Annotated in this window: 23 protein-coding genes; 15 read left to right on the top strand and 8 right to left on the bottom strand. The window is 72.1% G+C overall.

From position 1 onward, the window contains the following. Nucleotides 1–247 precede the first annotated feature (247 nt). On the top strand, nt 248–2,980 hold the full coding sequence (gene aceE / locus ACIP8W_RS24275; protein ID WP_401956379.1) for a pyruvate dehydrogenase (acetyl-transferring), homodimeric type: 2,733 nt from the start codon (nt 248–250) through the stop codon (nt 2,978–2,980). A gap of 117 nt (nt 2,981–3,097) precedes the next feature. Here aceE and ACIP8W_RS24270 read toward each other — a convergent pair whose 3' ends face one another. Continuing rightward, on the bottom strand, nt 3,098–3,526 hold the full coding sequence (locus tag ACIP8W_RS24270; RefSeq protein ID WP_401956378.1) for a peptidase inhibitor family I36 protein: 429 nt from the start codon (nt 3,524–3,526) through the stop codon (nt 3,098–3,100). 580 nt (nt 3,527–4,106) lie between these two features. Between ACIP8W_RS24270 and ACIP8W_RS24265 the strand changes: the two genes are divergently transcribed. The 4 genes from ACIP8W_RS24265 to ACIP8W_RS24250 all read left to right on the top strand — a co-directional run bounded on the left by ACIP8W_RS24265 (nt 4,107) and on the right by ACIP8W_RS24250 (nt 8,725). Continuing rightward, nucleotides 4,107–5,315, top strand: coding sequence for an alpha/beta hydrolase (locus ACIP8W_RS24265; RefSeq protein ID WP_402204608.1), 1,209 nt, complete (start codon nt 4,107–4,109; stop codon nt 5,313–5,315). Between the two features lie 223 nt (nt 5,316–5,538). Continuing rightward, nucleotides 5,539–6,843, top strand: coding sequence for a sensor histidine kinase (locus ACIP8W_RS24260; protein WP_402204606.1), 1,305 nt, complete (start codon nt 5,539–5,541; stop codon nt 6,841–6,843). Beyond that, nucleotides 6,840–7,514 carry a response regulator gene (locus ACIP8W_RS24255; protein WP_401956375.1) on the top strand — a complete coding sequence of 225 codons (675 nt, stop codon included), beginning with the start codon at nt 6,840–6,842 and terminating at the stop codon, nt 7,512–7,514. The genes ACIP8W_RS24260 and ACIP8W_RS24255 overlap by 4 nt, the downstream gene beginning before the upstream one ends. Nucleotides 7,515–7,684: 170 nt before the next feature. After that, nucleotides 7,685–8,725, top strand: a complete 1,041-nt coding sequence (locus tag ACIP8W_RS24250; RefSeq protein ID WP_402204604.1) for an alpha/beta hydrolase — start codon at nt 7,685–7,687, stop codon at nt 8,723–8,725. A gap of 374 nt (nt 8,726–9,099) precedes the next feature. Here ACIP8W_RS24250 and ACIP8W_RS24245 read toward each other — a convergent pair whose 3' ends face one another. Together ACIP8W_RS24245 and ACIP8W_RS24240 are read right to left on the bottom strand one after the other, a co-directional pair. Beyond that, entirely contained in the window at nt 9,100–10,107 is a 1,008-nt protein-coding gene (locus ACIP8W_RS24245; protein ID WP_402204602.1) for an aldo/keto reductase, read from the bottom strand. Between the two features lie 39 nt (nt 10,108–10,146). Continuing rightward, nucleotides 10,147–10,611: a MerR family transcriptional regulator gene (locus ACIP8W_RS24240; protein ID WP_401956370.1), complete on the bottom strand. Its 465-nt coding sequence runs from the start codon at nt 10,609–10,611 to the stop codon at nt 10,147–10,149. A gap of 113 nt (nt 10,612–10,724) precedes the next feature. On the opposite strand from ACIP8W_RS24240, the gene ACIP8W_RS24235 reads away from it, so the two are divergent. Continuing rightward, nucleotides 10,725–11,546 (top strand): serine hydrolase domain-containing protein, encoded by an 822-nt coding sequence (locus tag ACIP8W_RS24235; protein ID WP_402153534.1) that lies wholly within the window; start codon nt 10,725–10,727, stop codon nt 11,544–11,546. A gap of 169 nt (nt 11,547–11,715) precedes the next feature. Here the strand turns inward: ACIP8W_RS24235 and ACIP8W_RS24230 are convergent, their stop codons facing one another. Further along, nucleotides 11,716–12,405, bottom strand: coding sequence for a pirin family protein (locus ACIP8W_RS24230; RefSeq protein ID WP_401956367.1), 690 nt, complete (start codon nt 12,403–12,405; stop codon nt 11,716–11,718). A gap of 39 nt (nt 12,406–12,444) precedes the next feature. Here ACIP8W_RS24230 and ACIP8W_RS24225 point away from each other — a divergent pair, with 39 nt between their 5' ends. The 5 genes from ACIP8W_RS24225 (at nt 12,445) to fabF (ending at nt 17,346) form a co-directional block, all read left to right on the top strand. Further along, entirely contained in the window at nt 12,445–13,644 is a 1,200-nt protein-coding gene (locus tag ACIP8W_RS24225; protein ID WP_401956366.1) for a PucR family transcriptional regulator, read from the top strand. Nucleotides 13,645–13,733: 89 nt separating this feature from the next. Then, nucleotides 13,734–14,684: an ACP S-malonyltransferase gene (locus ACIP8W_RS24220; RefSeq protein ID WP_402150140.1), complete on the top strand. Its 951-nt coding sequence runs from the start codon at nt 13,734–13,736 to the stop codon at nt 14,682–14,684. A gap of 4 nt (nt 14,685–14,688) precedes the next feature. Further along, nucleotides 14,689–15,687 (top strand): ketoacyl-ACP synthase III, encoded by a 999-nt coding sequence (locus tag ACIP8W_RS24215; RefSeq protein ID WP_401956364.1) that lies wholly within the window; start codon nt 14,689–14,691, stop codon nt 15,685–15,687. Between the two features lie 66 nt (nt 15,688–15,753). Beyond that, a complete protein-coding gene (locus tag ACIP8W_RS24210; RefSeq protein ID WP_401956362.1) occupies nt 15,754–16,002 on the top strand; it encodes an acyl carrier protein in 249 nt (82 codons plus the stop codon). Between the two features lie 81 nt (nt 16,003–16,083). After that, a complete protein-coding gene (fabF, locus tag ACIP8W_RS24205) occupies nt 16,084–17,346 on the top strand; it encodes a beta-ketoacyl-ACP synthase II (protein WP_401956361.1) in 1,263 nt (420 codons plus the stop codon). Nucleotides 17,347–17,441: 95 nt separating this feature from the next. Here fabF and ACIP8W_RS24200 read toward each other — a convergent pair whose 3' ends face one another. Further along, nucleotides 17,442–18,317, bottom strand: coding sequence for an NAD(P)-dependent oxidoreductase (locus ACIP8W_RS24200; RefSeq protein ID WP_401956360.1), 876 nt, complete (start codon nt 18,315–18,317; stop codon nt 17,442–17,444). Nucleotides 18,318–18,388: 71 nt separating this feature from the next. After that, on the bottom strand, nt 18,389–18,883 hold the full coding sequence (locus ACIP8W_RS24195; RefSeq protein ID WP_401956359.1) for a DUF3145 domain-containing protein: 495 nt from the start codon (nt 18,881–18,883) through the stop codon (nt 18,389–18,391). A gap of 303 nt (nt 18,884–19,186) precedes the next feature. Between ACIP8W_RS24195 and ACIP8W_RS24190 the strand changes: the two genes are divergently transcribed. Together ACIP8W_RS24190 and ACIP8W_RS24185 are read left to right on the top strand one after the other, a co-directional pair. After that, nucleotides 19,187–20,152: an SGNH/GDSL hydrolase family protein gene (locus ACIP8W_RS24190; protein ID WP_402204598.1), complete on the top strand. Its 966-nt coding sequence runs from the start codon at nt 19,187–19,189 to the stop codon at nt 20,150–20,152. Between the two features lie 60 nt (nt 20,153–20,212). Continuing rightward, on the top strand, nt 20,213–21,196 hold the full coding sequence (locus tag ACIP8W_RS24185; protein WP_401956357.1) for an aldose epimerase family protein: 984 nt from the start codon (nt 20,213–20,215) through the stop codon (nt 21,194–21,196). Nucleotides 21,197–21,317: 121 nt separating this feature from the next. Here ACIP8W_RS24185 and ACIP8W_RS24180 read toward each other — a convergent pair whose 3' ends face one another. Continuing rightward, nucleotides 21,318–23,771, bottom strand: a complete 2,454-nt coding sequence (locus ACIP8W_RS24180) for a beta-glucosidase (protein ID WP_401956356.1) — start codon at nt 23,769–23,771, stop codon at nt 21,318–21,320. Between the two features lie 126 nt (nt 23,772–23,897). Between ACIP8W_RS24180 and ACIP8W_RS24175 the strand changes: the two genes are divergently transcribed. Both ACIP8W_RS24175 and ACIP8W_RS24170 read left to right on the top strand, forming a co-directional pair. Further along, nucleotides 23,898–24,482: a TetR/AcrR family transcriptional regulator gene (locus tag ACIP8W_RS24175; RefSeq protein ID WP_401956355.1), complete on the top strand. Its 585-nt coding sequence runs from the start codon at nt 23,898–23,900 to the stop codon at nt 24,480–24,482. 93 nt (nt 24,483–24,575) lie between these two features. Next, complete coding sequence (locus ACIP8W_RS24170) at nt 24,576–25,925, top strand: pyroglutamyl peptidase (RefSeq protein WP_402204595.1); 1,350 nt, start codon at nt 24,576–24,578, stop codon at nt 25,923–25,925. A 31-nt stretch (nt 25,926–25,956) separates the two neighbouring features. On the opposite strand, the gene ACIP8W_RS24165 is transcribed toward ACIP8W_RS24170, so the two are convergent. Then, nucleotides 25,957–26,808 carry an EI24 domain-containing protein gene (locus ACIP8W_RS24165; protein WP_401956353.1) on the bottom strand — a complete coding sequence of 284 codons (852 nt, stop codon included), beginning with the start codon at nt 26,806–26,808 and terminating at the stop codon, nt 25,957–25,959. Between the last annotated feature and the right edge of the window lie 88 nt (nt 26,809–26,896).

Raw genomic sequence — 26,896 nt, 5'->3', positions numbered from 1 at the left:
AACGCGTGGCCGAGCCGGGCGTAAAGTTGCGATTTGAACCGGCATGGGGGCCGGGAGCGGGCCGGAATTTCCGCCGGATTCCCTCGGGAGCGCGGGTTACCCCCCGGTAGAGATGACGTTTGCGGCGCCGCGGTACACGATGGACGCGACGTACGTGCCCCTGCCAGCAGCAGTATCCCGACGGCGTGCACCGCATCGATCCGATCGCGTGCGGGGGCACGATCACGACCGACAGCGAAGGAACAGCGTGGCTTCCGGATCCGATCGCAACCCGATCATCATTGGCGGCCTTCCCAGCCAGGTCCCGGACTTCGATCCCGAGGAGACCCAGGAGTGGCTCGACTCGCTCGACGCCGCCGTCGACGAGCGAGGCCGTGAGCGCGCCCGTTACCTGATGCTCCGGCTGATCGAGCGCGCGCGCGAGAAGCGCGTGGCGGTGCCCGAGATGCGCAGCACCGACTACGTCAACACCATCGCCACCAAGGACGAGCCGTTCTTCCCCGGCAACGAGGAGATCGAGCGCAAGGTCCTCAACGCGACCCGCTGGAACGCCGCCGTGATGGTGTCGCGCGCCCAGCGGCCCGGGATCGGGGTCGGCGGCCACATCGCCACCTTCGCCTCCTCCGCCTCCCTGTACGACGTGGGCTTCAACCACTTCTTCCGGGGCAAGGACGGCGGCGACGGCGGCGACCAGATCTTCTTCCAGGGCCATGCCTCCCCCGGCATCTACGCCCGCGCCTTCCTGCTGGACCGGCTGAGCGAGAATCAGCTCGACGCGTTCCGCCAGGAGAAGTCGAAGGCGCCGTACGGCCTCTCCAGCTACCCGCACCCGCGGCTGATGCCGGACTTCTGGGAGTTCCCGACCGTCTCGATGGGCCTCGGCCCGCTCGGCGCGATCTACCAGGCCCGGATGAACCGCTACATGGAGGCGCGCGGTATCGCCGACACCTCCGCCTCGCACGTCTGGGCCTATCTCGGCGACGGCGAGATGGACGAGCCCGAATCGCTGGGCCAGCTGTCCATCGCCGCCCGTGAGGGTCTGGACAATCTGACCTTCGTCGTGAACTGCAACCTCCAGCGGCTCGACGGTCCGGTGCGCGGCAACGGCAAGATCATCCAGGAGCTGGAGTCGCAGTTCCGGGGCGCCGGCTGGAATGTGATCAAGCTGGTCTGGGACCGCTCCTGGGACCCGCTGCTGGCCCAGGACCGCGACGGCGTGCTGGTCAACCGGCTGAACACCACCCCGGACGGGCAGTTCCAGACGTACGCCACCGAGACCGGCGCGTACATCCGTGAGCACTTCTTCGGCGACGACCAGCGGCTGCGCGCCATGGTCGAGAACATGTCGGACGACCAGATCCTGCATCTGGGGCGCGGCGGCCACGACCACAAGAAGGTCTACGCGGCGTACGCGGCGGCCAAGGCCCACCGGGGCCAGCCGACCGTGATCCTGGCGCAGACCGTCAAGGGCTGGACGCTCGGGCCGAACTTCGAGGGCCGCAACGCGACCCACCAGATGAAGAAGCTCACCGTCGCCGACCTCAAGGGCTTCCGCGACCGGCTGCACCTGCCGATCACGGACCGGCAGCTGGAGGACGGCGCGCCGCCCTACTACCACCCCGGCCGGGACTCCGAGGAGATCCAGTACATGCACGACCGGCGCCGGGCGCTGGACGGGTACGTACCGACCCGGGTCGTCCGGGCGAAGCCTCTTGTCCTCCCGGAGGACAAGACGTACACGGCGGTACGCAAGGGCTCCGGCCAGCAGTCGATCGCCACCACCATGGCGTTCGTCCGGCTGCTCAAGGACCTGATGCGGGACAAGGAGATCGGCCGGCGCTTCGTGCTGATCGCGCCCGACGAGTACCGCACCTTCGGGATGGACTCGTTCTTCCCGAGCGCCAAGATCTACAACCCGCTGGGCCAGCAGTACGAGGCCGTCGACCGTGAACTGCTGCTCGCGTACAAGGAGTCGCCGACCGGTCAGATGCTGCACGACGGCATCTCCGAGGCGGGCTGTACGGCTTCGCTGATCGCGGCGGGCTCGGCGTACGCCACCCATGGCGAGCCGCTGATCCCGGTCTATGTCTTCTACTCGATGTTCGGTTTCCAGCGGACCGGTGACCAGTTCTGGCAGATGGCCGATCAGCTCGCGCGCGGCTTTGTGCTGGGCGCGACCGCCGGCCGTACGACCCTGACCGGTGAGGGCCTTCAGCACGCGGACGGCCACTCGCATCTGCTGGCCTCGACCAACCCGGCCTGTGTCGCGTACGACCCCGCCTACGGCTTCGAGATCGCGCATATCGTCAAGGACGGTCTGCGCCGGATGTACGGGGCCGACAGCGAGGACATCTTCTATTACCTCACCGTCTACAACGAGCCGATCCAGCACCCCGCCGAGCCCTCCGACGTGGATGTGGACGGCATCCTCAAGGGCATCCACCGCTACCGGCGGGGCGAGCGCGGCTCGATCCCGGCGCAGATCCTCGCCTCCGGGGTGGCCGTGCCCTGGGCCGTCGAGGCGCAGCGGATCCTCGCCGAGGAGTGGGACGTCCGGGCGGACGTCTGGTCGGCGACCTCCTGGAACGAGCTGCGCCGGGAGGCCGTCGAGGTGGAGCGGCACAATCTGCTCCACCCGGAGGAGGAGCAGCGCGTCCCGTACGTGACGCGCAAGCTCTCCGACGCGCAGGGACCGTTCGTAGCGGTCTCCGACTGGATGCGTTCGGTTCCCGACCAGATCTCGCGCTGGGTGCCGGGGCCGTACCAGTCGCTGGGCGCGGACGGCTTCGGCTTCGCGGACACCCGGGGCGCGGCCCGTCGCTTCTTCCACATCGACGCGCAGTCGATCGTGCTCGGGGTGCTGACGGAGCTGGCCAAGACGGGCAAGGTCGACCGCTCGGTGCTGAAGCAGGCGGTGGACCGCTACCAGCTGCTGGACGTATCGGCGGCCGATCCGGGCGCGGCGGGCGGCGACGCCTGATCGTTCCCGTACAGGAGCCACCGGAGAGACCGGGGACACCGGGGACACCGGGGTGATACGAGCAGGGGCGGCGGGGCCCGCGGGTTCCGCCGCCCCTGTCGCTGTCCGCACGGCCAGTCAGCGCTCCCAGATCTTGAAGGCGCGTACGCGGTACGGCGACCGTGGCGTCCAGGTGCCACCGCCGGGGTAGGTCTCGAACTCCCCGGTCTCCCCGCACTCCGCCGACTGGTAGGTGGTCACGGGCCGGCCGACGCGGTTGGCCAGGGAGTGGACGGTGACGCCCGGCGGGAGCGGCACACAGCTGTCGATATCGGTATGGGACAGCTCGTACGTCCGCCGTACGCCCTTGAAGTCCTCCTGCTCCCAGAGACACAGCTCGCCCATGGCGCACTCCCCCAGACGCGGCGGCGCGGCCTCCGCGACGCCCGCGGGGAGCAGGGCCGCGAGGGCCAGCGCCCCGATCGCGAGGGCCTTCGGCGCGGTTCGGTGTGCCGGTGCGGTTCGGTGTGCCGGTGCGGTTCGGTGTGCCGGTGTGGTCCTGCGCATGTGGATCATCCCCGTGTTCTCAGGTGTCGTGCCGTGCGTACGGAATCGGTCACCACCACCCTGACCTGCGACGCGGCCTCCGCGGAAGGGGTCGCGGCACCCTCCACCCTGATAGGCGACGGCCCCGCCGTAACCTTCCGCCGGAGCCGTCCCCGGCCCCGCATTGACCTCGCGTCATCCGAGGGCTGACGTCGGACGCTCACACCCGAGCCCACAGCGCCCGCGTATGCCACCGTGCGCCGCCGTACTTCGTCAACAAAATCACCGAGAGTTACCCCGGCCCCCTCGCTCCCGGACGGCGACGGAGCGGCGGGCGAGCCGGTCCGTAAGGAGCCATTCGAGTGCACTTCCGGGAGTCGCACGGACGACCCCGTGGGATGCCCGCAGGACCATCCCGCAGGACACCCCTCAGGACGGGCGGACCGGACGCGCGGGACGCGTGATCGAGAGGACCGGTGCGGCGGACCGTACACACGCCACCCACGTTCGGTGAGGTTACCGACGGTTCAATCCTCCACTACGGGTGATCTCGCTCACCCTCGTCGCGAGGGCCCCCGCAGGCGCCCTACGCTGGTGAGCAGTGAATTCCTTCGACTCCACCCCCACGCTCAGCGCATGGCGCGCGATCCTCGCCCTCGCCGTGGTGTTCGTGATGCTGGCGAGCACCGGATGGACCGCGGTGGCCCATGAGCGCGTGACCGGCGAGCCTCTGCAGGTCGCGCTCGGCGCGTGGGAGCGGGGCCGGACAGGTGTCCGGCACCTGCCCGATCCCGCCTCGTCGCCGAAGGCCCTGGCCGCGTTCTTCGCCTCGCTCGACACCGCCCAGCAGTCCCGGCTCGCCGCCAGATATCCCCTGGTGGTCGGCAATATGAACGGCGCTCCGATCACGCTGCGTTATCATGCCAACCGGATCGCCCTGCGACAGGCGCGCGCGGTCGAGGAGCACCGGACGCGCGACAGCAGGCTGTCGGACGACGGCCGCGAGCTGGCGGACCAGCGGATGCACCGGTACGAGTCGCTGCTCGGCGGCGACCGGCAGATCCTCGCGTTCGACCCGTCCGGGAAGGGCCGGGCGGCCGAGGTCCTCGGCGACCTCGGCCGCGCCCAGCGCGTCTCGATCGTGGTCCCCGGTGTGGACACCAATGTGGTGACCTTCGAGAAGTCCGCGAACCGCTGGTTCACGGCGCCCGCGGGCATGGCCGAGTCGCTGTACGCGGCCGAGCGGGCCGCCGCGCCCCGGGTCCGTACCGCCGTCATCGCCTGGGCGGACTACACCTCGCCCGCCGGGCTCGGGATGGACGCGGCGACCGGCAAGCTCGCCGAGGACGGTGCCGTACGGCTCACCGCGCTCACCCGCGCCCTGCCCGGCACCTCCGAGGTCTCGCTCTTCTGCCACAGCTACGGCTCCGTGGTCTGCGGGGTCGCCGCCCCCTCCCTGCCCTCCCGGGTCACCGATGTGGCCGTCGCGGGCAGCCCCGGCATGCGGGTCGGGAACGCGGCACAGCTGCGTACCCGCGCCCATGTGTGGGCCATGCGGGACAGCGACGACTGGATCCAGGACGTGCCCTATCTGGCCGTCGGCGGGCTCGGCCACGGCGCCGACCCGGTGACCGGCGCGTTCGGGGCGCGGGTCGTCTCGGCACGGGGTGCGGCCGGGCACACCGGGTACTTCGCGCCCGGCACGGAGAGCCTCGACAACTTCGCGGACATAGGGGTCGGCGCGTACCACGCGATCAGCTGCGCGGACGGCGCGGCGAAGTGCCGCGGCGGGATCACGGCAGCGGGCTGAGCCGGACCGGTACCCAGCGGGATCACGGCAGCGCGCCGAGCCGGGACCGGTACGCCAGCGGATCACCACCGCACGCCGAGCCAAGAACCAGTACACCAGCGGATCACGGCGGCGGGCCGGGCCGGGACCGGTGCGCTCATACCCAGGTATGACGAGCGTCCCTCCGTACGGGGCTCCCCGGTATGACGCCCCCGGGGAGCCCCGTACATAGGCTGAACGGGTCATGAGTACCGCACCCCCCTCCCCCGGTCCCGGCCCCGCCGCGCCGCGCGCGCGGCAGCGCACGCGGGCGCTCGTCCGGGCGTTGCGCACGCCCTCGGAGCCGACCGAGCCGCTGTTCGCACGCGCCCCGAGGGCGTGGCAGCGGGGTGCCCCGCATGTGATCGCCTTCGGTTTCGCCGTGACGCTGCTGCCGGTCACCGCGACGGTGCTCACCCAGGACTACCGGCTCGGCGGCGGCTGGGCGGGGGCGCTGGCGACCGCGCAGGCCGCTCCGTTGCTGCTGGCCGTGACCCGGCCGCTCCAGGCGTGGTGGATCATCTTCACCGCCGATGTCGTCGGCGGGATCCTGCTCCGGAGCGCGGACGGCGTGGTGGGGCGGCCCTGGCCATGGACGCCGATGGTGATCATCGGCTACATGGTGCTGATGGTCTGTCTGGGGCTGCGCGAGTCGCGTCGTACCCTGCTCGCCGTCTGGCTGGCCACCGGCGCGGCCGGGCTCTTCTTCGAGTTGATCTCGCAGATCCGCAGCGATGGCACCTATGTGCTGATGTTCGTCCTGAGCGGGGTCTGTCTCATGGTCACCGCCGCGCTGCGCGAGCGCGGTGACGCCCAGCGCAGACTGGCCGAGCAGGAGACCATCAGCGAGGCCGAGCGGGCGCGGCGGACGCTGCTGGAGGAGCGCGCCCGGATCGCGCGCGAGCTGCACGACGTGGTCGCCCACCACATGTCGGTGATCACCGTGCAGGCCGACTCGGCCCCGTACCGGATCGAGGGGCTGCCGCCCCTGGCCCTGGAGGAGTTCTCCACCATCGCCGCCGGGGCCCGGGAGTCGCTGACCGAGATGCGGCGGCTGCTCGCCGTGCTGCGCAGCGACGGCGCGGAGGGCGAGCGGGCGCCGCAGCCGGGGCTCGACCGGGTGCGGCAGCTGGTGGAGGCGACGGTACGGGCCGGAGTGCCGGCCGAGCTGGCGCTCCAGGCCGGGCTGGGGAGCGTACCGCCCGCGGTGGATCTGTCCGCGTACCGGATCGTGCAGGAGGCGCTCGCCAATGTGGTGCGGCACGCGGCGGGCGCGCCGACCCGGGTGTCGGTGACCGCCGATGAGCGGTGGCTGACCGTGCTGGTCGTCAACGGGCCCGCGGTCGAGCGCAGTTCGCTGCTGGAGACGGCGGGGACCGGTCACGGGCTGGTGGGGATGCGTGAACGCGTACGGTTGACCGGCGGCACCCTGGACACCGGGCCGCTGCCCGACGGGGGCTTCCGGGTCGCCGCGCGGCTGCCCCTCACCTCCCCGAAGGACCTTCCGTGACCATCCGCGTGATCATCGTCGACGACCAGGCCATGGTGCGCGCGGGGTTCGCCGCGCTGCTGTCGGCGCAGACCGACATCGATGTGGTCGGCGAGGCGCCGGACGGCCGCCGGGGTGTCGAGGTGAGCCGGTCGGTCCATCCCGATGTGGTGCTGATGGACGTCCGGATGCCGGAGCTGGACGGACTGGCCGCCGCCCGGGAGCTGTTGAACCCGCCGCCGGGGGTGGTCCATCTGCCGAAGGTGCTGATGCTGACCACCTTCGACGTGGACGACTACGTGTACGAGGCGCTGCGCGCGGGCGCGTCCGGGTTTCTGCTCAAGGACGCGCCGCCGGCCGATCTGATCGCGGCGGTACGGATCGTCGCGGCCGGTGAGGCGCTGCTCGCGCCGTCCGTCACCCGGCGGCTGATCGCGGACTTCGCCCGGCAGCGGCCCGCCACCCGCCGCAAGGACGCCCAGCGGCTGCGCGGTCTCACGCCCCGGGAGACCGAGGTTCTCGAACTGATCGCGCGCGGTCTGTCCAACCTGGAGATCGCGGAGCGGCTGGTGGTCGCCGAGCAGACCGTGAAGACCCATATCGGCCGGATCCTGGCCAAGTTGGGGCTGCGCGACCGCGCGCAGGTGGTGATCTTCGCGTACGAATCGGGTCTGGTGACGCCGGGCTCCTGAGCGCGGGGCCAGGGACTGTCCGACAACCCCAGGACCCCCACTACCCCGGTATGACACCGGAGTTGGCTCCCCGGTGTGACGCCCGGCGGCACACCCTCTTCCTACCTTTCCCCTCGCCATCACGAGGCCCGCCCCGCCCGGGGCCGGGCCGGGGACAGAGGGGGAAGCGCATGCGCCGTTACGGGAGGGCCCTGGTCGCCGCCGCACTGGCGGTGTCCGTGGCCGGGGGGACGGCGGGCCGGGTGTCCGGGGAGGCGCGGCGCGCCGTCACCGGACCGCCGCCGGGAAGCGCCGCGTGGCGCGCCGACACCTCGCTGGGCCGGGCGCTGCCCGATCCGGCGACCGCCTCGCCCGAGCAGGTCGCCCGATTCTTCAGCGAGTTGACGGATCATCAGAAACACTCCCTGGTACGGCGCCACCCGCTGGTCACCGGCAATCTCGACGGGGTGCCGGTGACGCTGCGCTACGCGGCCAACGCGCGCGCCCTGCGCGCCGAGCACGACCCCCGCTACCGGCGCCTCGCCGCGCCGGGCCACCGGATCCTCGCCTTCGACCCGCGCGGTCGCGGTCAGGTCGCCGAGGTGTACGGGGATCTGGAGCGGGCCCGCCGGGTCTCCGTCGTGGTGCCGGGTTCGGACATCGACGCGGGCACCTTCGACCGTACGAAGGACCCGTACGGCGCCCCCGTCGGGATGGCCGTCGCGCTGCGGGACGCGACGGCCGGACGGACCGCCGTGATCGCCTGGGCGGGGTACACCACCCCGGTCGGGGTGGGGCTGGACGCGGCCACCGGGGATCTCGCGGCGGCGGGGGCCGTCCGGCTGGCCCGGTTCACCCGGGGGCTGGCGGCGGTCGGGGCGGCGCGGCCCGCGCTGTTCTGCCACAGCTACGGGTCCGTGGTGTGCGGGCTGGCCGCGCACGAGGTGAACGCCACCGACATCGTGGTGTTCGGCTCCCCCGGGATGCGCGCGGGCAGTGTCGGCGCACTCCGTACGGAGGCCCGGGTGTGGGCCGCCAAGGATCCCTCCGACTGGATCTCCAGGGTCCCGAACGTGCGGTTCGCGGGGGTCGGCCACGGCCCCGACCCGGCCGGGCCCGGCTTCGGCGCCCGCCGGGTGCCCGCCGAGCGGGCCGAGGGCCACACCGGCTACTTCGCCCCGGGCACCGACTCGCTCCGTACGTTCGCCGCGATCGCCGAGGGGGAGCTGTGACGACCCCGTTCGCCCGTACCGTTGAGCGGATCGAGGCGCGGACCCCCGTGGACCGCGACCGCGCGATCGACGGGTTACGCGCCCTCGCGCTGCTGGCCGTGCCCACCGGGCACTGGGCCGTGGCAGAGCGGGACGCGCGGGGGCGCGGGCCCGCCGCGCGGCAGCGGTGCTGCTGGCGGCGGGCTTCGCGGTGTTCGCGCTGGGCCCGGCCTGATGCCGACCCCCCAGGGGCTGCTCCCGGCCCAGCGCAATGCCGACCCCAGGGGGCTACTCCCGGCCCAGCGCAATGCCGACCCCAGGGGGCTACTCCCGGCCCAGCGCGATGCCGACCCCAGGGGGCTACTCCCGGCCCGGCGTGAATACCAGCCCCAGGGCTACTCCCGGCTGGACGCCGTGAAGGTCATGTCGGTGTACCGGCCGCCCGCGACCTGGTCCGCGATCGGCTCGATCAGCGCCAGCTCGCTCTCGGTGAGGATCAGCCGGGTCGCGGCCGTGTTCTCCTCGATCCGGGAGCGTTCGCGGGTCCCCGGGATCGGGACGACGGCCACGCCGTGCAGCGACGCCCGCTGCTGCACCCAGGCCAGGGCGACCTGCCCCAGGGTGGCGTCGCGCCCCTCGGCGATCTTGCGGACCGGGGCGAGCAGGGCGGCGTTGACGGCGGCGTTGTCCCCGGTGAAACGGGGCTGCCGGCGCCGGAAGTCGTCCGCGCCGAGTTCCTGGTCGGCGTTGACGAACGCACCGGTCAGGAAACCCCGGCCGAGCGGGGAGAACGGCACGATCCCCACGCCCAGTTCGGCGGCGGCGGGTACGGCGGTCGCCTCGATGTCCCGGGTGAACAGCGACCACTCCGACTGGAGCGCGGCGATCGGGTGCACGGCCTGCGCGGCACGCAGCTCGGCGCCGGTGACCTCGCTGAGCCCCAGGTGCTTGACCTTGCCCTCGGCGACCAGTTCGGCCATCGCGCCGACCGTCTCCTCGATCGGGACGCTCACCTCGCGGCGGTGCATGTAGTAGAGGTCGATCTCGTCGACGCCCAGCCGCTTCAGGCTCTCCTCGACGGCCCGGCGGATATAGGGGCGGTCGTTGCGGATGGTCCGCGCGCCCGGGTCGCCCGCGTCGCCGCCCAACCCGAACTTGGTGGCGAGGACGATCTCCTCACGGTGCGCCCGGACGAACGGCGCGAGGAACTTCTCGTTCTCCCCGCCGCCGTACACGTCCGCCGTGTCGAAGAGCGTGACGCCCAGCTCCAGGGCGCGTTCCAGGGTGGCCCGCGCCTCGTCGGCGTCCGTGGGACCGTACGACTGGCTCATGCCCATGCAGCCGAGCCCCTGGGCGCCGACCTCCGGGCCGCCCGCGCCCAGCCGTACCGTACCGATCTTCATACTGTCGCCTTTGTCGTTCCTGTCGCTGGCCATCATCGTTCAGACCCTCTCCGACGCGTCACACACGTCCGCATAAAAACTGATCTTGTGATCGAGTACGGCGACGGTGTCCTGAAGCTCCGCGATACGGCCGAGGACATCGCGCCGCGTCCGCGCCAACAGCTCCCGGCGCTCCTCGCACGTCTCCTCGCCCACCCGGGTCAGCTCCGCGTACCGGACCATGTCCGCGACCGGCATCCCGGTCAGCCGCAGCTTGGTGACGAAGTCGAGCCAGACCAGGTCCCTGTGGCCGAAGCGGCGCTGTCCCGTGTGTGTCCTGTCCACGTGCGGCATCAGCCCGATCCGCTCGTACCAGCGCAGGGTGTGCGCCGTGAGCCCGGTCAGGGCGGCGACCTCACTGATCGTGTAACGGTCCTGCCCCTCGGGGCGAGGTCGGACCTTCGGCAGCGGGGTGCAGCTGTCCACACGATCCGTCCGTACGGGGGTGCTCCCGGTCAGCGTCATGCCCACCACGCTAGATCCTTGGAGTGCGCTCCAAGCAAGCGGAAAGGGGACGAGTTTCGCGGCCGCCCGACGCGGTCGAGGCGGTGGGGCGGGCGCTGGTTAGGCTCATGCCCATGCAGAGCCTCGCCATGATCGAGAACTGGCCCGTCCCCACCGCCGCGGCGGCCGTCGTACGGGCGGACGGATCCGTCGTCGGGACGTACGGCCCCGGTTCGCACCGGTTTCCGCTCGCCTCGGTGACCAAGCCGCTCGCCGCGTACGCGGTGCTGGTGGCGTACGAGGAGGGCGCCGTCGAGCTGGACGAGCCGGCCGGGCCCGAGGGGGCCACCGTGCGGCATCTGCTCGCGCACACCAGCGGGCTGGCCTTCGACGAGCACCGGGCGGTGAGCGCGCCGGGCACCCGGCGGGTGTACTCCAACGCCGGGTTCGAGGTGCTCGGCGACCATCTCGCGAAGGTCACCGGGATCGCGTTCGCGGACTATCTGCGCGAGGCGGTCCTCGAACCGCTGGGCATGGCCTCGACCTCGCTGGCCGCCGACGGGTCGCCCGCGAAGGACGGCGTCTCGACGGTGGACGATCTGACGCGGTTCGCCGCCGAACTCCAGGCGCCCCGGCTGCTGGACGCGCGTACGGTACGGGAGGCCACCGGCGTCGTACACCCGGGGCTGTCCGGTGTGCTGCCCGGGTACGGGCGCCAGAAGGCCAACGACTGGGGGCTCGGCTTCGAGATCCGGGACGCCAAGTCGCCGCACTGGACGGGCGCTTCGTCCTCGCCGCGGGCCTTCGGCCACTTCGGCCAGTCCGGTACGTTCCTGTGGGTCGACCCGGACGCGGGCGTGGCCTGTGCGGCACTCACCGACCGGCCCTTCGGCCCGTGGGCCGTCGAGGCGTGGCCGCCGTTCACCGACGCGGTGCTCGCGGAGGTACGGGCCTGACGGCCGCGCCCCTCAGAGCCTGTCGGGTGACCTCTGATCGGGCGCCCACGTCCTGGCACGCCCGCTTCCGGCGTGGTCGTCGGTCACCGACACTCCGCGTCGATTCCGCCTTGGAATCGAACGCACCAGACCGCGCCTGCTTTCCGATCGAAGGTCACCCGACAACCTCTCAGCCGGTCATCTCCCACAGGAGCACCTCGGCCGCCGCCGCGCCCGCGACCAGCTCCGGCCCCGCCGCCGTCCCTTCCGCCGCTTCCGCCCCTTCCGCCCCGGTGATCCGCGCCGAGTCGCCGGGGCCCAGCTCCGCGCCGTCGAGCCGTACCGCACCGCGCACCACGTGCGCGTACACGAACGGCGCGTCCGGCACGGCCGCGCGCCCACCGGGCGCCAGCCGCCGCACCCGCAGCACCGCCCCCGCCTCGGGCAGGGCGTACGGCGTGGTGTCGTCCAGGGCGCGCACGACCTCGTACACGGGCTCCCCGCCCGGCTCCAGCGGCGCCAGCCACATCTGGACGAAGACCAGCGGGCCCGCGCCGTCGTTGCGCTCCACATGGCGCACCCCGGCACCGGAGCCGAGCCGCTGGAGGTCGCCCGCGCGGACGACCGTGGCGTGTCCCGCGGAGTCGCGGTGGGTCAGCTCGCCCTCGACGACCCAGGTCACGATCTCCGTATGGCTGTGCGGATGTTCGTCGAAGCCCGCGCCCGGCGCGAGCCGCTCCTCGTTGCAGGCGAGGAGCGCGCCGAAGCGGACGTTGTCGGGGTCGTAGAAGCGCCCGAAGGAGAAGGCGTGCAGGGACTCGATCCCCGCCGAGGCGTCGCCTCCCGCGTAACGCCGCGCTCCGTGCCGTACAAGAATCACAGTGCTCACGGTAGCCCTGGACCGCACCGACCTCGTGCGATGAGGCAGTCTTGTCCCGTGCCCGAACCATCGAACCCACCCCATCCGCACCCCGCGACACTGCGGCGGCTCGAACGGTCGTCCGGACGGCTCGCCGCGGACGCCATCGCCCGCATGGACGAGTCGCTGCCGTGGTACCGCGCGATGCCTCCGGAGAACCGTTCGTGGATCGGGCTGGTCGCCCAGGCCGGGATCGCCGCCTTCACCGAGTGGTTCCGGCACCCCGAGGCCCCGCAGGCCATCTCGACCGATGTGTTCGGGACGGCTCCGCGCGAGCTGACCCGGGCGATCACCCTGCGGCAGACCGTGGAGATGGTGCGGACCTCGATCGAGGTCATGGAGGCCGCCGTCCACGAGATCGCGGCCCCCGGCGACGAGGCCGTGCTGCGCGAGGCGCTGCTCGTCTACGCCCGGGAGATCGCCTTCGCGACCGCCCAGGTGTACGCGCAGGCCGCCGAGGCGCGCGGGGCGTGGGACGCACGGCTGGAGTCGCTCGTCGTGAACGCCGTGCTCTCCGGGGAGGCCGACGAGGGCACGATCTCGCGGGCCGCCGCACTTGGCTGGAATTCGCCCACGCATGTCTGCGTGGTGCTGGGCACCGCCCCGGACGGCGACAGCGAGCTGACCGTGGAGGCGATCCGCCGGGCCTCCCGGGCCGCCAAGGTGCAGGTCCTGACCGGGGTGCTGGGCAACCGGCTCGTGGTGATCGCCGGCGGCAGCGACAACCCCCTCCAGGTCGCCAGGGCACTGATCGGCCCGTACGCGGCGGGCGCGGTCGTCGCGGGCCCCGTGGTGCCCGATCTGCTGGCGGCCACCCGGTCCGCACAGGCCGCCGCCGCCGGGCTCAAGGCGTGTTTCGCCTGGCAGGACGCCCCGCGCCCGGTCCTCGCGGACGATCTGCTGCCGGAACGCGCGATCGCCTCGGATCCTGCCGCGCGCGTCCAACTGGTGGAGGAGATCTACAGACCGCTGGAAGAGGCGGGCTCGGCGCTGCTGGAGACTCTGAGTGTCTATCTTGAGCAGGCGAGCAGTCTGGAGGGCGCGGCACGAATGCTCTTCGTTCATCCCAACACCGTGCGCTACCGGCTACGACGTGTGACTGACGTCACCGGCTGGTCACCCTCCGATGTCAGGTCGGCGTTCACGCTGCGGATTGCGCTGATCCTGGGGCGCTTGGCCGACGGGGATCCCCAGTCCTAGACTTTTGTCGTACTCCAACAATTCCCCCAACGGTTCTTCGTTCCTGTCCCCACGGGCGGTGAGGGCCGTTCGCAAGAGAGAGTGTGAGGGTGCTCGTACTCGTCGCTCCCGGCCAAGGCGCTCAGACGCCCGGCTTCCTGACCCCCTGGCTCGATCTGCCCGGTGCCGAAGACCGGCTGCGGTCCTGGTCGGCCGCCATCGACCTGGACCTGGTCCACTACGGAACGAACGCCGACGCGGACGAGATCCGCGACACCGCGGTCGCGCAGCCCCTGCTGGTGGCGGCGGCGCTGCTGTCGGCCCGGCAGCTCTTCCCGGCCGCCGAGGAGCTCGTACGTACGGTCGGCGCCACGGCGGGACACAGCGTCGGCGAGCTGGCGGCCACGGCACTCGCCGGTGTGCTCGACGACGACACGGCCATACGGCTCGTACGCGCCCGCGGTCTGGCGATGGCCGAGGCCGCCGCCGTGTCCGAGACCGGGATGTCGGCGCTGCTCGGCGGCGAGCCGGAGAGCACGCTCGCGCATCTGGAGAAGCTCGGACTGACCCCGGCCAATGTGAACGGCGCGGGCCAGATCGTCGCGGCGGGCACACTCGCACAGCTCGCGGCGCTCGCGGAGGACAAGCCCGAGGGCGTACGGCGGGTGGTGGCCCTCAAGGTCGCCGGCGCGTTCCACACGGAGCACATGGCCCCCGCCGTGGTGGCCCTCGAATCGGCCGTCGCGTCCGTCGAGGCCGCCGATCCCGTCGTACCGTATGTCTCGAACCGGGACGGGCAGACCCTCACGACCGGCTCCGACATCGTGACGCGGCTGGTCGGCCAGGTAGCCAACCCGGTCCGCTGGGACCTGTGCATGGATACCTTCCGCGCGCTGGGGGTGACGGCGCTGATCGAGCTGTGCCCCGGCGGCACCCTGACGGGGATCGCCAAGCGCGCCCTGCCCGGTGTGAAGACCCTCGCGCTGAAGAAGCCCGACGACCTCGAAGCGGCCCGCGCGCTGATCGCCGAGCACTCCTCCGCGGCCGAACTGGGAGCCTGAGCGCATGTCGAAGATCAAGCCCAGCAAGGGCGCCCCGTACGCACGGATCATGGGTGTCGGCGGGTACCGGCCGACCCGTGTCGTGCCGAACGAGGTGATCCTCGAAACGATCGACTCGTCCGACGAGTGGATCCGCTCCCGCTCCGGCATCGCGAGCCGGCACTGGGCCTCCCCGGAGGAGACCGTCGCCGCGATGTCCATCGAGGCGTCCGGCAAGGCCATCGCCGATGCCGGGATCACGCCCGAGCAGATCGACGGTGTGATCGTCTCGACCGTCTCGCACTTCAAGCAGACCCCGGCCATCGCGACCGAGATCGCCGACAGGATCGGCGCGGGCAAGCCGCCCGCGTTCGACATCTCGGCGGGCTGCGCCGGGTTCGGTTACGGACTGACCCTGGCCAAGGGCATGGTCGTCGAGGGATCGGCGAGCCATGTCCTGGTCATCGGGGTCGAGCGGCTCTCCGACCTGACCGACCCGGAGGACCGCGCGACGGCCTTCCTGTTCGGCGACGGCGCGGGCGCCGTGGTCGTCGGCCCGGCCGAGGAGCCGATGATCGGCCCGACGGTCTGGGGCTCGGAGGGCGACAAGTCCGACACCATCAAGCAGACCGTCCCGTGGGACGAGTACCGCGGCGGTACGGGGAAGTTCCCGGCCATCACGCAGGAGGGCCAGGCGGTCTTCCGCTGGGCCGTCTTCGAGATGGCCAAGGTGGCCCAGCAGGCGCTGGACGCCGCCGGAATCACCTCCGCCGAACTGGACGTCTTCATTCCGCACCAGGCCAATATGCGGATCATCGACTCGATGGTGAAGACCCTCAAACTGCCGGACAGCGTCACGGTCGCCCGTGATGTGGAAACCACCGGCAACACCTCGGCCGCCTCGATCCCGCTCGCGATGGAGCGGCTCCTGGCGACCGGACAGGCGAAGAGCGGCGACACCGCGCTCGTCATCGGCTTCGGGGCGGGTCTCGTCTACGCCGCGACGGTCGTTACCCTCCCCTAGGCACACCGGATCCTTCCGGAGCGCCTTCCGCCAACCCCCAACCCGCTGACTACAAAGGAGCGCCACATGGCCGCCACCCAGGAAGAGATCGTCGAGGGTCTCGCCGAGATCGTCAACGAGATCGCCGGTATCCCCACCGAGGACGTCAAGCTGGAGAAGTCCTTCACCGATGACCTGGACGTCGACTCGCTGTCCATGGTCGAGGTCGTCGTAGCCGCCGAAGAGCGCTTCGACGTGAAGATCCCGGACGACGACGTCAAGAACCTGAAGACGGTCGGCGACGCCGCCGACTACATCGCCAAGCACCAGAGCTGATCCAACAGCAGTGCGGTTGACGCCACCCGGTGGTGGCGCCGTAAAAATTCAGCACCCTCTACACGTGGAGAAAGAATTCCAGTGAGCCCGACCAATCGCACCGTGGTCGTCACCGGTATCGGCGCAACCACACCACTGGGTGGCGACAGCGCCTCGACCTGGGAAGGTCTGCTCGCGGGCCGCTCCGGAGTACGGCACCTGGAGGGCGAGCGCTTCGCGAACCTGCCGGTCCGTATCGCCGCCACCGCCGCCGTCGACCCGAGTGAGGTCCTGCCCCGCCCGCTCGCCCGCAAGCTGGACCGCTCGGCGCAGTTCGCGCTGATCGCGGCCAGGGAGGCCTGGGGCGACGCGGGCTTCACCGCCAGGGCCGGCGAGGACACCTCTGTCGACCCCGATCGGCTCGGCACCGTGGTCGCCTCCGGCATCGGCGGCGTGACCACCCTGCTCGACCAGTACGACGTGCTCAAGGAACGCGGCGAGCGCCGGGTCTCCCCGCACACCGTGCCCATGCTCATGCCCAACAGCCCCGCGGCCAACGTCAGCCTGGAGGTGGGCGCCCGCGCGGGCGTGCACACCCCCGTCTCGGCCTGCGCCTCGGGCGCCGAGGCCGTCGGCTACGCGGTGGAGATGATCCGTACCGGCCGCGCCGACATCGTCGTCGCCGGTGGTACGGAAGCGGCCATCCACCCGCTGCCCATCGCGGCCTTCGCCAACATGATGGCGATGTCCAAGAACAACGAGAACCCCACCGCCGCCTCCCGCCCCTACGACAAGGGCCGCGACGGCTTCGTCATGGGTGAGGGCGCCGGCATCCTCGTACTGGAGTCCGCCGAACACGCCGCCCGGCGTGGCGCGCGCGTCTACTGCGAGATCCTCGGCCAGGGCCTCTCCTCCGACGCCCACCACATCGCGCAGCCCGAGCCCACCGGCCGCGGTATCGCGAAGGCCATGCAGAACCTGCTGGACTCCTCGGACCTCAAGCCCGCCGAGATCATGCACCTCAACGCGCACGCCACCTCGACCCCGCAGGGCGACATCGCGGAGATCAAGGCACTGCGCCGGGTCCTGGGCGACGATCTCGACCACATCGCCATCTCGGCGACGAAGTCGATGACCGGCCATCTCCTGGGCGGCGCGGGCGGTATCGAGACCGTGGCCACGGCCCTCGCGCTCTACCATCGCACGGCCCCGCCGACGGTCAACCTCGACGACCTCGACGAGGAGGTCGACGCCGACGTCGTCACCGGCGAGCCCCGTCAGCTCCCGGGCGGCACGATCGCGGCGATCAACAACTCGTTCGGCTTCGGCGGCCACAACGTGGTGCTGGCCCTGCGGACGATCTGATCCCGTCCTGTACGGCGAAGGGCGCCCGCCCCGGGAGGTTCCGGGGCGGGCGCCCTTCGCCGTACGCGTACGCGCGGGCCGTCGCGGTCGGGCCGTCAGCGGTCGAAGCTCGCGAAGTACGTCGCCGCCATGTCGTCCCCGCCGTGGCCCTGGGCCTCCGCGCGGCGGAAGCGTTCGGCACCGGCCGCCGCGACGTCCAGGCGTACGCCCGCGGACTCGGCGGCGGCGGCGATGAGGCGGGCGTCCTTGGCGGCGGTGGTGACGGTGAAGCTGGGGGTGTAGTCGCCGTCGAGGATCGCGGTGGACTTCGCCCTGAGGTAGCCGCAGTCCAGCGGACCGCCGGCGACGGCCTCCAGGAAGTGGCGGGGGTCGACGCCGAGCCCCTCGGCCAGGGCGAGCGCCTCGGCCGCGCCGTGGGTGAGTGCCAGGACCCAGCTGTTGCAGACGAGCTTGAGACGGCTGGCGGCGCCGGTGGAGCCGTCCTCGGAGAGCCAGACGGTACGGTCGCCGACGGCGTCCAGGACCGTGGCGAGCGGGGCGCGGGCCGCCTCGGGGCCCGCCGCGAGGATCAGCAGCCGGCCGCTCTCGGCGGGGGCCCTGGTGCCGAGGACCGGGGCGTCGACGAAGAGCAGGCCGTGCCGGCCCGCCAGGGCGGCCAGCGGGGCGACGGCCTCGGCGCCCACCGTCGTGGACTGGAGCCAGACCGCGCCGGGCTTCAGGGCGGGGGCGGCGGCGGTCATCGCCACCATGGCGGCGGGGCCGTCGTACAGCATCGTGAGGATCACATCGGCGCCGGCCACGGCCTCGGCGGGGGTCGCGGCGAGCCGCGCGCCGTCCCCGGCGAGGGGCTCGGCCCTGGCGGCGGTGCGGTTCCAGACGCGGACGTCGTGGCCGGTGCGGCAGAGGTTGCGGGCCATCGCGGCGCCCATGATGCCGGTGCCGAGGACGGCCACCGCAAGTTGATCAGTCATGGCACCACCGTAGGGCGACGGACGGCTGGATCCCGCACGCCATCCGGGCCGCTCGGACCGCTTCCGGGCGCTCAGACGACCTGGTGCAGCCAGCGGACCGGGGCGCCCTCACCCGCGTACCGGAACGGCTCCAGCTCGTCGTCCCACGGCTTGCCGAGCAGCTTCGCGACCTCCGCCTCCAGCTGTGTCTCGCCGCGCTGCGCGCGGGCGAGAGCGGCGCGCAGCCGGTCCTCGGGGATCAGGATGTCGCCGTGCATTCCGGTGACGGCCTGGAAGATGCCCAGGTCGGGGGTGGCGCTGTAGCGCTCGCCCTCGGCCGTGGCGCAGGGTTCCGCCGTCACCTCGAAGCGGAGCATCCGCCAGCCGCGCAGGGCTGACGCGATCTTGGACGCGGCATCCGCCCGGCCCTTCCAGGAGACCTCGGCCCGCCAGGTGCCGGGCGAGGCCGGCTGCGGGATCCAGTCGAGCTGGACGCGCAGGCCGAGCACCCCCGCCACCGCCCACTCGACGTGCGGGCACATCGCGCGCGGTGCGGAGTGAATGTACAGAACTCCACGTGTCGTCACCGGGACCTCCAGTGTGGGACGAGGTTCGCCTTTCCCCAGCGGCCCTCAGTAAACAGCATCGGGAGAGAAACTCCACAAAAGGGACAGTATGTGACGTGATGTAATTTACCGGCGCCACCAGACCGGCCCCCCTCTGGTTCGACGTGGCAAAAGCTACCGTGCGGCAAGGGGCCCGGAGTGACGTACCGTCGCTCCGGGGACGGATATGCGCGAAGCTTTCACGCATGGGGGCGCCCTCGGACACCGAGCGGGGCACGAACCGCCCGAAGGACCGCCCGAAGGTACGAACGAGAAGGGGCCGCGATGCGGGAGAACCGTCGGAGTCCGGGCCGGAAGAACGGGCGCCGGGAACGCGGTCCACGCACCCGCCCCCGCCTCACCGCCCTCGTCGCCCTCGTCCTCGCCGGGACCGGCGTACTCGCGGGCTGCGTCTCCGAGGGCGCCCCGGCGCCCGACTCGGCGGCGGGGCGCCCGAGCCCCTCCCCGCGCCCCACCCCCGTCTGGAACCCCGCCCCCGCCTCGATCGCCGCCGTCGGCGACTCCATCACCCGCGGCTTCGACGCCTGTACGGTCCTCGCGGACTGCCCTGAGGTCTCCTGGGCGACCGGCACCGACAGCGGGGTGAACAGCCTCGCGGTCCGGCTCCTCGGCGCCCCGGCCGTCGCGGAGAAGAGCTGGAACCTCGCCGCGACCGGCGCCGTGATGGCCGATCTTCCCGACCAGATGACAGCGGCAGCGCGGCACGAACCCGCACTGGTCACGGTCATGGCGGGCGCCAACGACGCCTGCCGGGACACCCCGGAGCAGATGACCCCGGTCGCCGACTTCCGCGCCTCCTTCGAGACATCGATGCGGCGGCTGCGCGCGGCAACGCCCACGGCGCAGGTGTACGTGGCGAGCGTGCCCGACCTCAAACGGCTCTGGTCCACCGGCCGGGGCAGCCCGATGGGCATGCAGGTCTGGAAGCTCGGGCTCTGCGCGTCGATGCTCGGGGACGCGCAGGACATGAGCGAGCGCGCGCGGGAGCGGCGGGAGACGGTGTACGAACGGGTGGTGGCGTACAACGGCGTGCTGAAGGACGTGTGCGCGAAGGACTCCCGCTGCCGGTACGACGGCGGCGCGGTCTTCGGCTACCGGTTCGACGAGGGGCAGCTCAGCCAGTGGGACTGGTTCCATCCCAGCAAGGACGGCCAGAGCCGGCTGGCGGAGCTGGCGTACCGGAACATCACGGCGGCGGAGCTCCCCGCGGAGCGCCTGCCTCCCGTGTAGCCGGTGGGCCCCCCGGCGGGGGGTCGGGCTCCGGGCGTAAGGTTCTTGATCGTGACTGACATGAGCGCGGAGCGCGTGGGCGCGACAGCCGACGGTACGCCCATCGACCGCTGGACCCTCGAACGGGCCGGTACCCGGCTGGGCCTGCTGACGTACGGCGGCACCGTGCAGTCGGTCGAGATCCCCGACCGGGACGGGCGGACCGTCAATGTGGCGCTCGGCTTCCCCGACGTCCAGGACTACCCGGGCGGCCGGGGCCGGTATCTCGGAGCGCTCGTCGGCCGGTACGCGAACCGCATCGCGGGCGCGTCCTTCACCCTCGACGGCACGGTCCACCGGCTCACCGCCAACGAGGGCCCGAACACACTGCACGGCGGCGACGACGCCTTCGACCGGCGCGTGTGGGACGCCGAGCCCGCCGGTCCGTACGGCGTACGGCTCTCCCTGGTCAGCCAGGACGGCGAGGAGGGCTTCCCCGGCCGGGTGGAGCTGTCCGCGACATACACACTGGACGAGGACGGCGCGCTGCGCATCGACTACCGCGCGGTGACCGACGCCCCCACCCACCTCAACCTGACGAACCACACCTACTGGAACCTGGGCGGCGAGGACAGCGGCCCGGCGACCGGGCACGAGCTGCGGATCGCGGCGGGCCGGATCACCCCGGTGGACGGATCCGCCCTGCCCACCGGGGAGTTGACCCCGGTCGACGCCACCCGCTTCGACTTCCGCGAGCGGCGCCGGGTGGGGCCGGGGTACGACCACAACTTCGTCCTGGACGCCCCGGCCTCCCCCGGCTCCCCCGCCGCCGAGCTGTACGACCCGGTGTCGGGACGGCTGATGACCATCACGACGACCGAGCCGGGCATCCAGCTCTACACCGGCGACCACTTCGACGGGCAGCCGTACGGGCCCTGCGCGGGCATCGCGCTGGAGACCCAGCATTTCCCGGACTCCCCGAACCAGCCGTCGTTCCCGAGCACGGTGCTGCGGCCCGGCGAGGTGTTCACCTCCACGACGACGTACGGCTTCGCCGTCCAATAAGCGCGTCGGATTCGCCGTCAATAAGCGCGTCGGATTCGCCGTCCAATAGCGCGTCGGATTCGCCGTCAATAAGCCCGTCGGCTTCGCCGCCCATTGAACCCGTCGGCTCCGCCGTGCGTTCTCAGACCGCCTCCACCAGGCCGGTCAGGCGGGTGTCGGCGAGGGACGCGGCCGCCTGGACCTCGTACGCGCCCGGGACGAAGGTCCAGGAGTCCGACGCCTCGTCCCAGATCTCGTAGGCGCGGCGGGGCAGCGGGATCCGGACCTCGGCGCGCTCGCCGGGGCCCGCCTCGGCCGCGGCGAAGCCGGCCAGCCAGCGGGCGGGGCGTTCGACGGTGTCCGCGACCGGGGCCAGATAGATCTGGACGACCTCGCGGCCGGTCCGGGTACCGGTGTTGCGCAGCCGGACGGTGACCTCGTCGGGGGTGGCCGCGATCGACTCGTACTCCCAGTCGGTGTAGCCGAGGCCGTGGCCGAAGGGGTACGCGGGGACGGTTCCCGCGCGCTCCCAGGCTCGGTAGCCGATGAACACGCCCTCGGTGTAGGGGAGTTCGCCGTCCGTCGGGGTGACCTCCGAGACCGGCACATCGTCGAGGGAGACCGGCCAGGTGGTGGGCAGCCGGCCGCCGGGCTCGGCCGCGCCGAGCAGGACGTCGGCGAGGGCCGAGCCGCCCTCCTGGCCGGGGAACCAGCCGAGCAGGACGGCGGCGACGTCGTTACGCCACGGAAGCTCCACCGGGGAGCCGGAATTGACGACCACGACGGTGTTCGGGTTGACCGCAGCGACCGCGCGCACCAGGTCGTCCTGGCGGCCGGGGAGCGCCAGCGAGGTACGGTCGAAGCCCTCGGACTCGACCCGTTCCGTCGTGGCGACCACCACGACGGCGGTGTCGGCGGTACGGGCGGCCTCGACGGCCTCCGCGATCAGCTCGTCGGGGTCGTGGCGCGGGCCGAGGTGGAGCAGCGAGAAGGAGACGGCCCTGATCGGGGTCTCGGCCGGCTTGAAGACGGTGTGCAGGAGTGAGACCTCGACCCGCTCGCCCTCGGTGAGTACGGCGTGGGCGCGGTCGACCGGGGCGCCGAAGAAGTCCTCGAACGGGTCGCCGGACTCGCCGGGTTCCTCCGTACCGTCGAAGAGGACCTCGCCGCCCACGGTGAGGACGAAGCCGCCCAGCCCCTTCGTGCCGAAAGAGTGTTCGCCGCTCTCGCGCGGGGTGAGGCTGCCGGTCAACTCGACGCTGTGCAGCGCCTCGTACGCCACGCCGTCCGGCAGGTCCGCCCCCACCCACTGGATCTGACCGCCGGGGGCCGAGGCGGTCCCCAGGACCCGCCCCTCGGCGTCGCGGCAGACGGCGCTGAGGGTGAACCCCTTGTCGGCACCGGCGAGTTCGTCGCTGGGGTCGGCGCCGATCGCGTACGTCAGGGCGCCGTCCGGGAGCGCCTCGGTGAGACCGTCGAGCGGGGAGACGATACGAGTGGGGAAGACCTGTGCCGAACCGCCGCCGAGGACGCGGGCGTCGCGCGCGGCGGCGCCGAGCAGGGCGACGGTGCCGGTGGGGGCCAGCGGCAGTGTGCCGTTCTCGTTGCGGACGAGGACGAAGGCGCGCCGGGCGATCTCGCGGGCCAGGGCCACCCCGTCCGTCTCGGGGGGGAGTTGGGCGACCACGGCGGGGGCTCCGTCGAGGATCCCGACGCGGGCGGCGAGCAGCAGGACGTTGCGTACGGCGCCGTCGACCACGGACTCCTCGACCTGCCCGGCGCGTACGGCGGCGGCGAGGGCCTCCCCGTACACGGTCCGCGGTCCCGGCATCGCGACGTCGAGGCCGCCGTTGACGGCGCCCACGGTGTCGCGGGCGGCGAGCCAGTCGGAGACGATGTACCCGTCGAAGCCCCATTCACCGCGCAGGACTTCGTTCTGGAGGTAGCGGTGTTCGGTCATGGTCACGCCGTTGACCCGGTTGTACGCGGCCATGATGCCCCACGGGTGGGCGTTCTTCACGATGGCCTCGAAGGGCGCGAGATACAGCTCGCGCAGCGGGCGGGCGGCGACGAGGTTGTCGACGGTGAAGCGGTCGGTCTCGGCGTCGTTGGCCACGAAGTGCTTGACGGTCGTCCCGACCCCGCCCTCCTGGACCCCCGCCACGTACCCCGTACCGATCTCACCCGTCAGATACGGATCCTCGCTGTACGCCTCGAAGTGGCGCCCGCCCAGCGGGGACCGGTGCAGATTGACGGTGGGGGCCAGCAGTACGTGCACGCCCTTGCGCCGCGCCTCCTGCGCCAGCAGCCGCCCCGCCCGCCGCGCCAGCCCCGGGTCCCAGGTCGCGGCCAGAGCCGTCGGCGACGGCAGCGCGATCGACGGGTCGTCCGCCGTCCACCGCACACCCCGTACCCCGATCGGGCCGTCCGACATCACCAGCGAGCCCAGCCCGATCTCCGGGAGCGCCGGCAACGACCACATGTCCTGCCCCGCCAGCAACCTCGTTTTCGCCTCCAGATCCAGCTTGCCGAGCGCGGTCTCGACGGCCGCCTCGCGCGCCCGGTCGTCGGCCTTGGGGTCGGGGGTGCCTGCCACGTCCGTACCTCCACGTCGATTGGATCGAAGTATCGAAGTCCTGATGAATGGTTACATGATGAGCGGAGAATCTGTAGGTGAGTAAAGTTCGTTATTCATTCGTAATTTGAGGCAGGTGGGCCATCCGTGGTGCGAGCCAGAAACGAGGAGCGGCGGGCGGAGATCCTCCGCGCCGCCTTCGAAGTGATCGCGGAGCGCGGCTACCGGGGCGCGACCCTGGGGGCGATCGCCGAGCGCGTCGGCCTCACCCAGCAGGGACTGCTGCACTACTTCCCCACGAAGGAGGCGCTCCTCGTCGCCGTACTGGGAGAGCGCGACCAGTGGGACACGGGAGGCGGGAGCGGGTGGCGGCTGGAGCTGATGACCTCGCTGGTGGAGTACAACGCGATGCGCCCCGGGATCGTACGGACCTTCTCCGCCCTGCTCGGCGAGAGCGTGACGGAGGACCACCCGACCGGTGACTTCTTCGCCCGTCGCTACACGCAGGTGCGCGCCGAGATGGCCGGTGTCCTGCGCGCCGAGTTCGGCGAGCGGCTGCCCGGCGGGCTCACCCCGGAGCAGGCGGCGCCGCTGCTGGCGGCGGTGATGGACGGCCTCCAGTACCAGTGGCTGCTGGACCCGGACGCGGTGGACATGGCGGCGGCGTTCCGCGACTTCCTGACCCTGCTGCGGGCGGGGGACGGCGGCGGGGGCGAGGAGCCGCGCCCCTGACCGGACCCACACGAGATCTCCCGCCGGGCCCCATGGTCATCGGGGTCGTCCGGGCGCGATAATTCCGTTATCCGCCGGAAGGAATCCCCCCACATGAACCTCATACGCCCCCTCGGCCCGAACCCCGCGCGCGGTATCCCCGAGCGCCGTATCCCCGAACGCCGTCTCCGTGTACGGCCGGGACCGGTCGCGCTCGTGCTCCTCACCGCCACCGCCTTCTCCCTGGCCACTCCCCCGCCGTCCGCCACCGCCCAGCCCGCCCGATCCGCCCGCGCCTTCGCGACGTTCACGGTCGAGGAGCGGCGACTCGACCGGGCCGCACCCCAGGAGATCCTGAGGCGCGGCGGATTCGCCGCGGTGGCACCGGAGTTCGCGCGGTCGCTGGGCGCGGCCGGTTCGTACGCCGAGGCCGGGCGCGCGGTCGTGCGCGAGGGGGCGCGGCTGTGGCAGCGGGCGGTGGACCGGGCGCAGGGGCGCGGGGCCGTACAGGGCGATCTCAGCCGGGACGACGACCGGCCGCTGTACTGGGCCCGGATCGGGATGACCCGTGAACTGCGGTCGTGGCAGCCGGGGTTCGCGCTCTCCGACGCGGCGCGGGCGGCGCTGCTCGGGAAGCTGGAGCGCTCCTCGCGCGGCCAGGACTCGATGGCGTTCCCCTCGGAGACGACCGCGGACGGCAAGCGGGTCAAGCGGATCGTGGTGACGGGCTTCGACCCGTTCACACTCGACCGTGACATCCGGATCAGCAATCCGTCGGGGGCCGTCGCGCTGGCGCTGGACGGCACACTGATCAACACGGCCGACGGGCCCGCCCGTATCGAGACCGCCGTCTTCCCCGTCCGCTGGCGGGACTTCGCCGACGGTACGGTCGAGCAGACCCTGCGCGGACCGCTGTCCGGTGCCGATCTCTTCGCGACGGTCAGCCAGGGCGGTCCCGGCCGGTTCGACATCGAGCGGTTCAACGGTGCCTGGCGCGGCGGCTTCGAGGACAACGACAACGTGTCGGAGACCGGGACCATCCCGGTGACCGATCCGGCGTCGCAGCCGCAGTGGACGGCGAGCACCCTGCCGTACCGCGCGATCGAGGCGGCGGACACCGGACGGTTCCCGGTGCACGTCAACACCTCGGTGACCGAGATCCCGGCGGGCGGCACCGCCCCGGTGGACCGGCCGGACGGGCCGACGCCCGGCTCCACGGCCCGTGCCGGGGGCGGCGGCGACTATCTGTCCAACGAGATCGCCTACCGCGCGACCCTGCTGCGCGACCGGCTCGGCCGCGACATCCCCGGCGGCCATGTCCACACGCCGGTACTGGAGTTCGGCGCGGGGAACACCGACCCGGCGACGGGAACGGTGAGCGACCCGGAGTTCATACAGAACCGGCTCGACATCGTCGCGCAGGTGCGGAAGATCATCACGGTGGCGGCCGGGGCGAAGCGCTGAGGGCCGGGAATCGAGGGCTCGGCCTCGAGGGCTAGGAGCTGACCGTACGGGTGGTGCCCTCGCCCTCCGGAGCGGGACCCCGAGCCGAGCCCTGCGCGGGCTCCCGCTCCGGGTCCCGCTCCGGGTCCGTGTCCCCGGCCCCGGCCCCGTCACCGGTCAGCTCACGTGCCATCAGCGTCGCCCCGGCGACCGCGCCCGGCATCAGGAACACCGCGACGACCGGTACGAGAAAGGCGAGGGTGAGCGGCACACCGAAGCCGAGGGCCAGCATCCGGCGCCCCCGCAGCAGGGTGAGGCGCTCCTTCAGCTCGACGCCCCGGCGGGCCAGCGCCACCGCCGTCACCTCCTCCGTCAGGAAGAACCCGGAGACACAGAAGCCGAGCACGGGGATGACCGTCTGCCCGATGACCGGGATGAAACCGAGGGCGAAGAGCACCACTCCGTACAGCGCCACCCGGACCAGGATCCGCGCGCTGTCCCGGGCCGATATCCACAGCTCGTGCCAGAGCGGCAGCCCCGACTCGTGCACCTCGCCGCCCTGTTCGCGGTCGACGTCCTCCGAGAGCGACTCGTAGAACGGCTGGCCGATCAGCAGGGTCACGGCGGTGAAGCTGATCACCGCGAGGAACAGACCGAGTACGAAGACCAGCACGGTCAGGAAGCCCCGGAACAGGCCGAGCCAGGGCGAGGACCAGCCGTCGGCGAAGGGCGTCGCCCAGGCCGCCAGATTGTCCGCGCCGTAGCCGAGGCCGATCAGCGCGCCCGCGTAGAGCACGAGGGTCACCAGACCGGGCAGCAGCCCGAAACCGAACCTGCGGCCATGGCGGGTGACCCACCGCTGGCCCTTCATCAAGTAGCCGAATCCGGCCCCGAGGTCATGCATGGGGTGCACCCTACCGGCGGCCGGTGACACAGCTCGCGGTCACGTCCCGCCATCCGGACCGTTGCTTCCTGCTCATCGAAGGGCCGGC

Source organism: Streptomyces sp. NPDC088554, from assembly GCF_044752945.1.
In the GTDB taxonomy this organism is placed as follows: Bacteria; Actinomycetota; Actinomycetes; order Streptomycetales; family Streptomycetaceae; genus Streptomyces.
The sequence above is the reverse complement of the archived record's forward strand: the minus strand, read 5'-3'. Positions and strand labels throughout refer to the sequence as shown.

Coding starts and splice junctions, on each gene's coding strand:
- ACIP8W_RS24260 (WP_402204606.1), top strand. CDS start 5,539: ATGAGTACCGCACCCCCCTCCCCCGGTCCCGGCCCCGCCGCGCCGCGC.
- ACIP8W_RS24240 (WP_401956370.1), bottom strand. CDS start 10,611: ATGACGCTGACCGGGAGCACCCCCGTACGGACGGATCGTGTGGACAGC.
- ACIP8W_RS24170 (WP_402204595.1), top strand. CDS start 24,576: ATGAACCTCATACGCCCCCTCGGCCCGAACCCCGCGCGCGGTATCCCC.
- ACIP8W_RS24190 (WP_402204598.1), top strand. CDS start 19,187: ATGCGGGAGAACCGTCGGAGTCCGGGCCGGAAGAACGGGCGCCGGGAA.
- ACIP8W_RS24210 (WP_401956362.1), top strand. CDS start 15,754: ATGGCCGCCACCCAGGAAGAGATCGTCGAGGGTCTCGCCGAGATCGTC.
- ACIP8W_RS24200 (WP_401956360.1), bottom strand. CDS start 18,317: ATGACTGATCAACTTGCGGTGGCCGTCCTCGGCACCGGCATCATGGGC.
- ACIP8W_RS24245 (WP_402204602.1), bottom strand. CDS start 10,107: ATGAAGATCGGTACGGTACGGCTGGGCGCGGGCGGCCCGGAGGTCGGC.
- ACIP8W_RS24225 (WP_401956366.1), top strand. CDS start 12,445: ATGAGGCAGTCTTGTCCCGTGCCCGAACCATCGAACCCACCCCATCCG.
- ACIP8W_RS24165 (WP_401956353.1), bottom strand. CDS start 26,808: ATGCATGACCTCGGGGCCGGATTCGGCTACTTGATGAAGGGCCAGCGG.
- ACIP8W_RS24270 (WP_401956378.1), bottom strand. CDS start 3,526: ATGCGCAGGACCACACCGGCACACCGAACCGCACCGGCACACCGAACC.
- ACIP8W_RS24185 (WP_401956357.1), top strand. CDS start 20,213: ATGAGCGCGGAGCGCGTGGGCGCGACAGCCGACGGTACGCCCATCGAC.
- ACIP8W_RS24215 (WP_401956364.1), top strand. CDS start 14,689: ATGTCGAAGATCAAGCCCAGCAAGGGCGCCCCGTACGCACGGATCATG.
- ACIP8W_RS24250 (WP_402204604.1), top strand. CDS start 7,685: ATGCGCCGTTACGGGAGGGCCCTGGTCGCCGCCGCACTGGCGGTGTCC.
- ACIP8W_RS24235 (WP_402153534.1), top strand. CDS start 10,725: ATGCAGAGCCTCGCCATGATCGAGAACTGGCCCGTCCCCACCGCCGCG.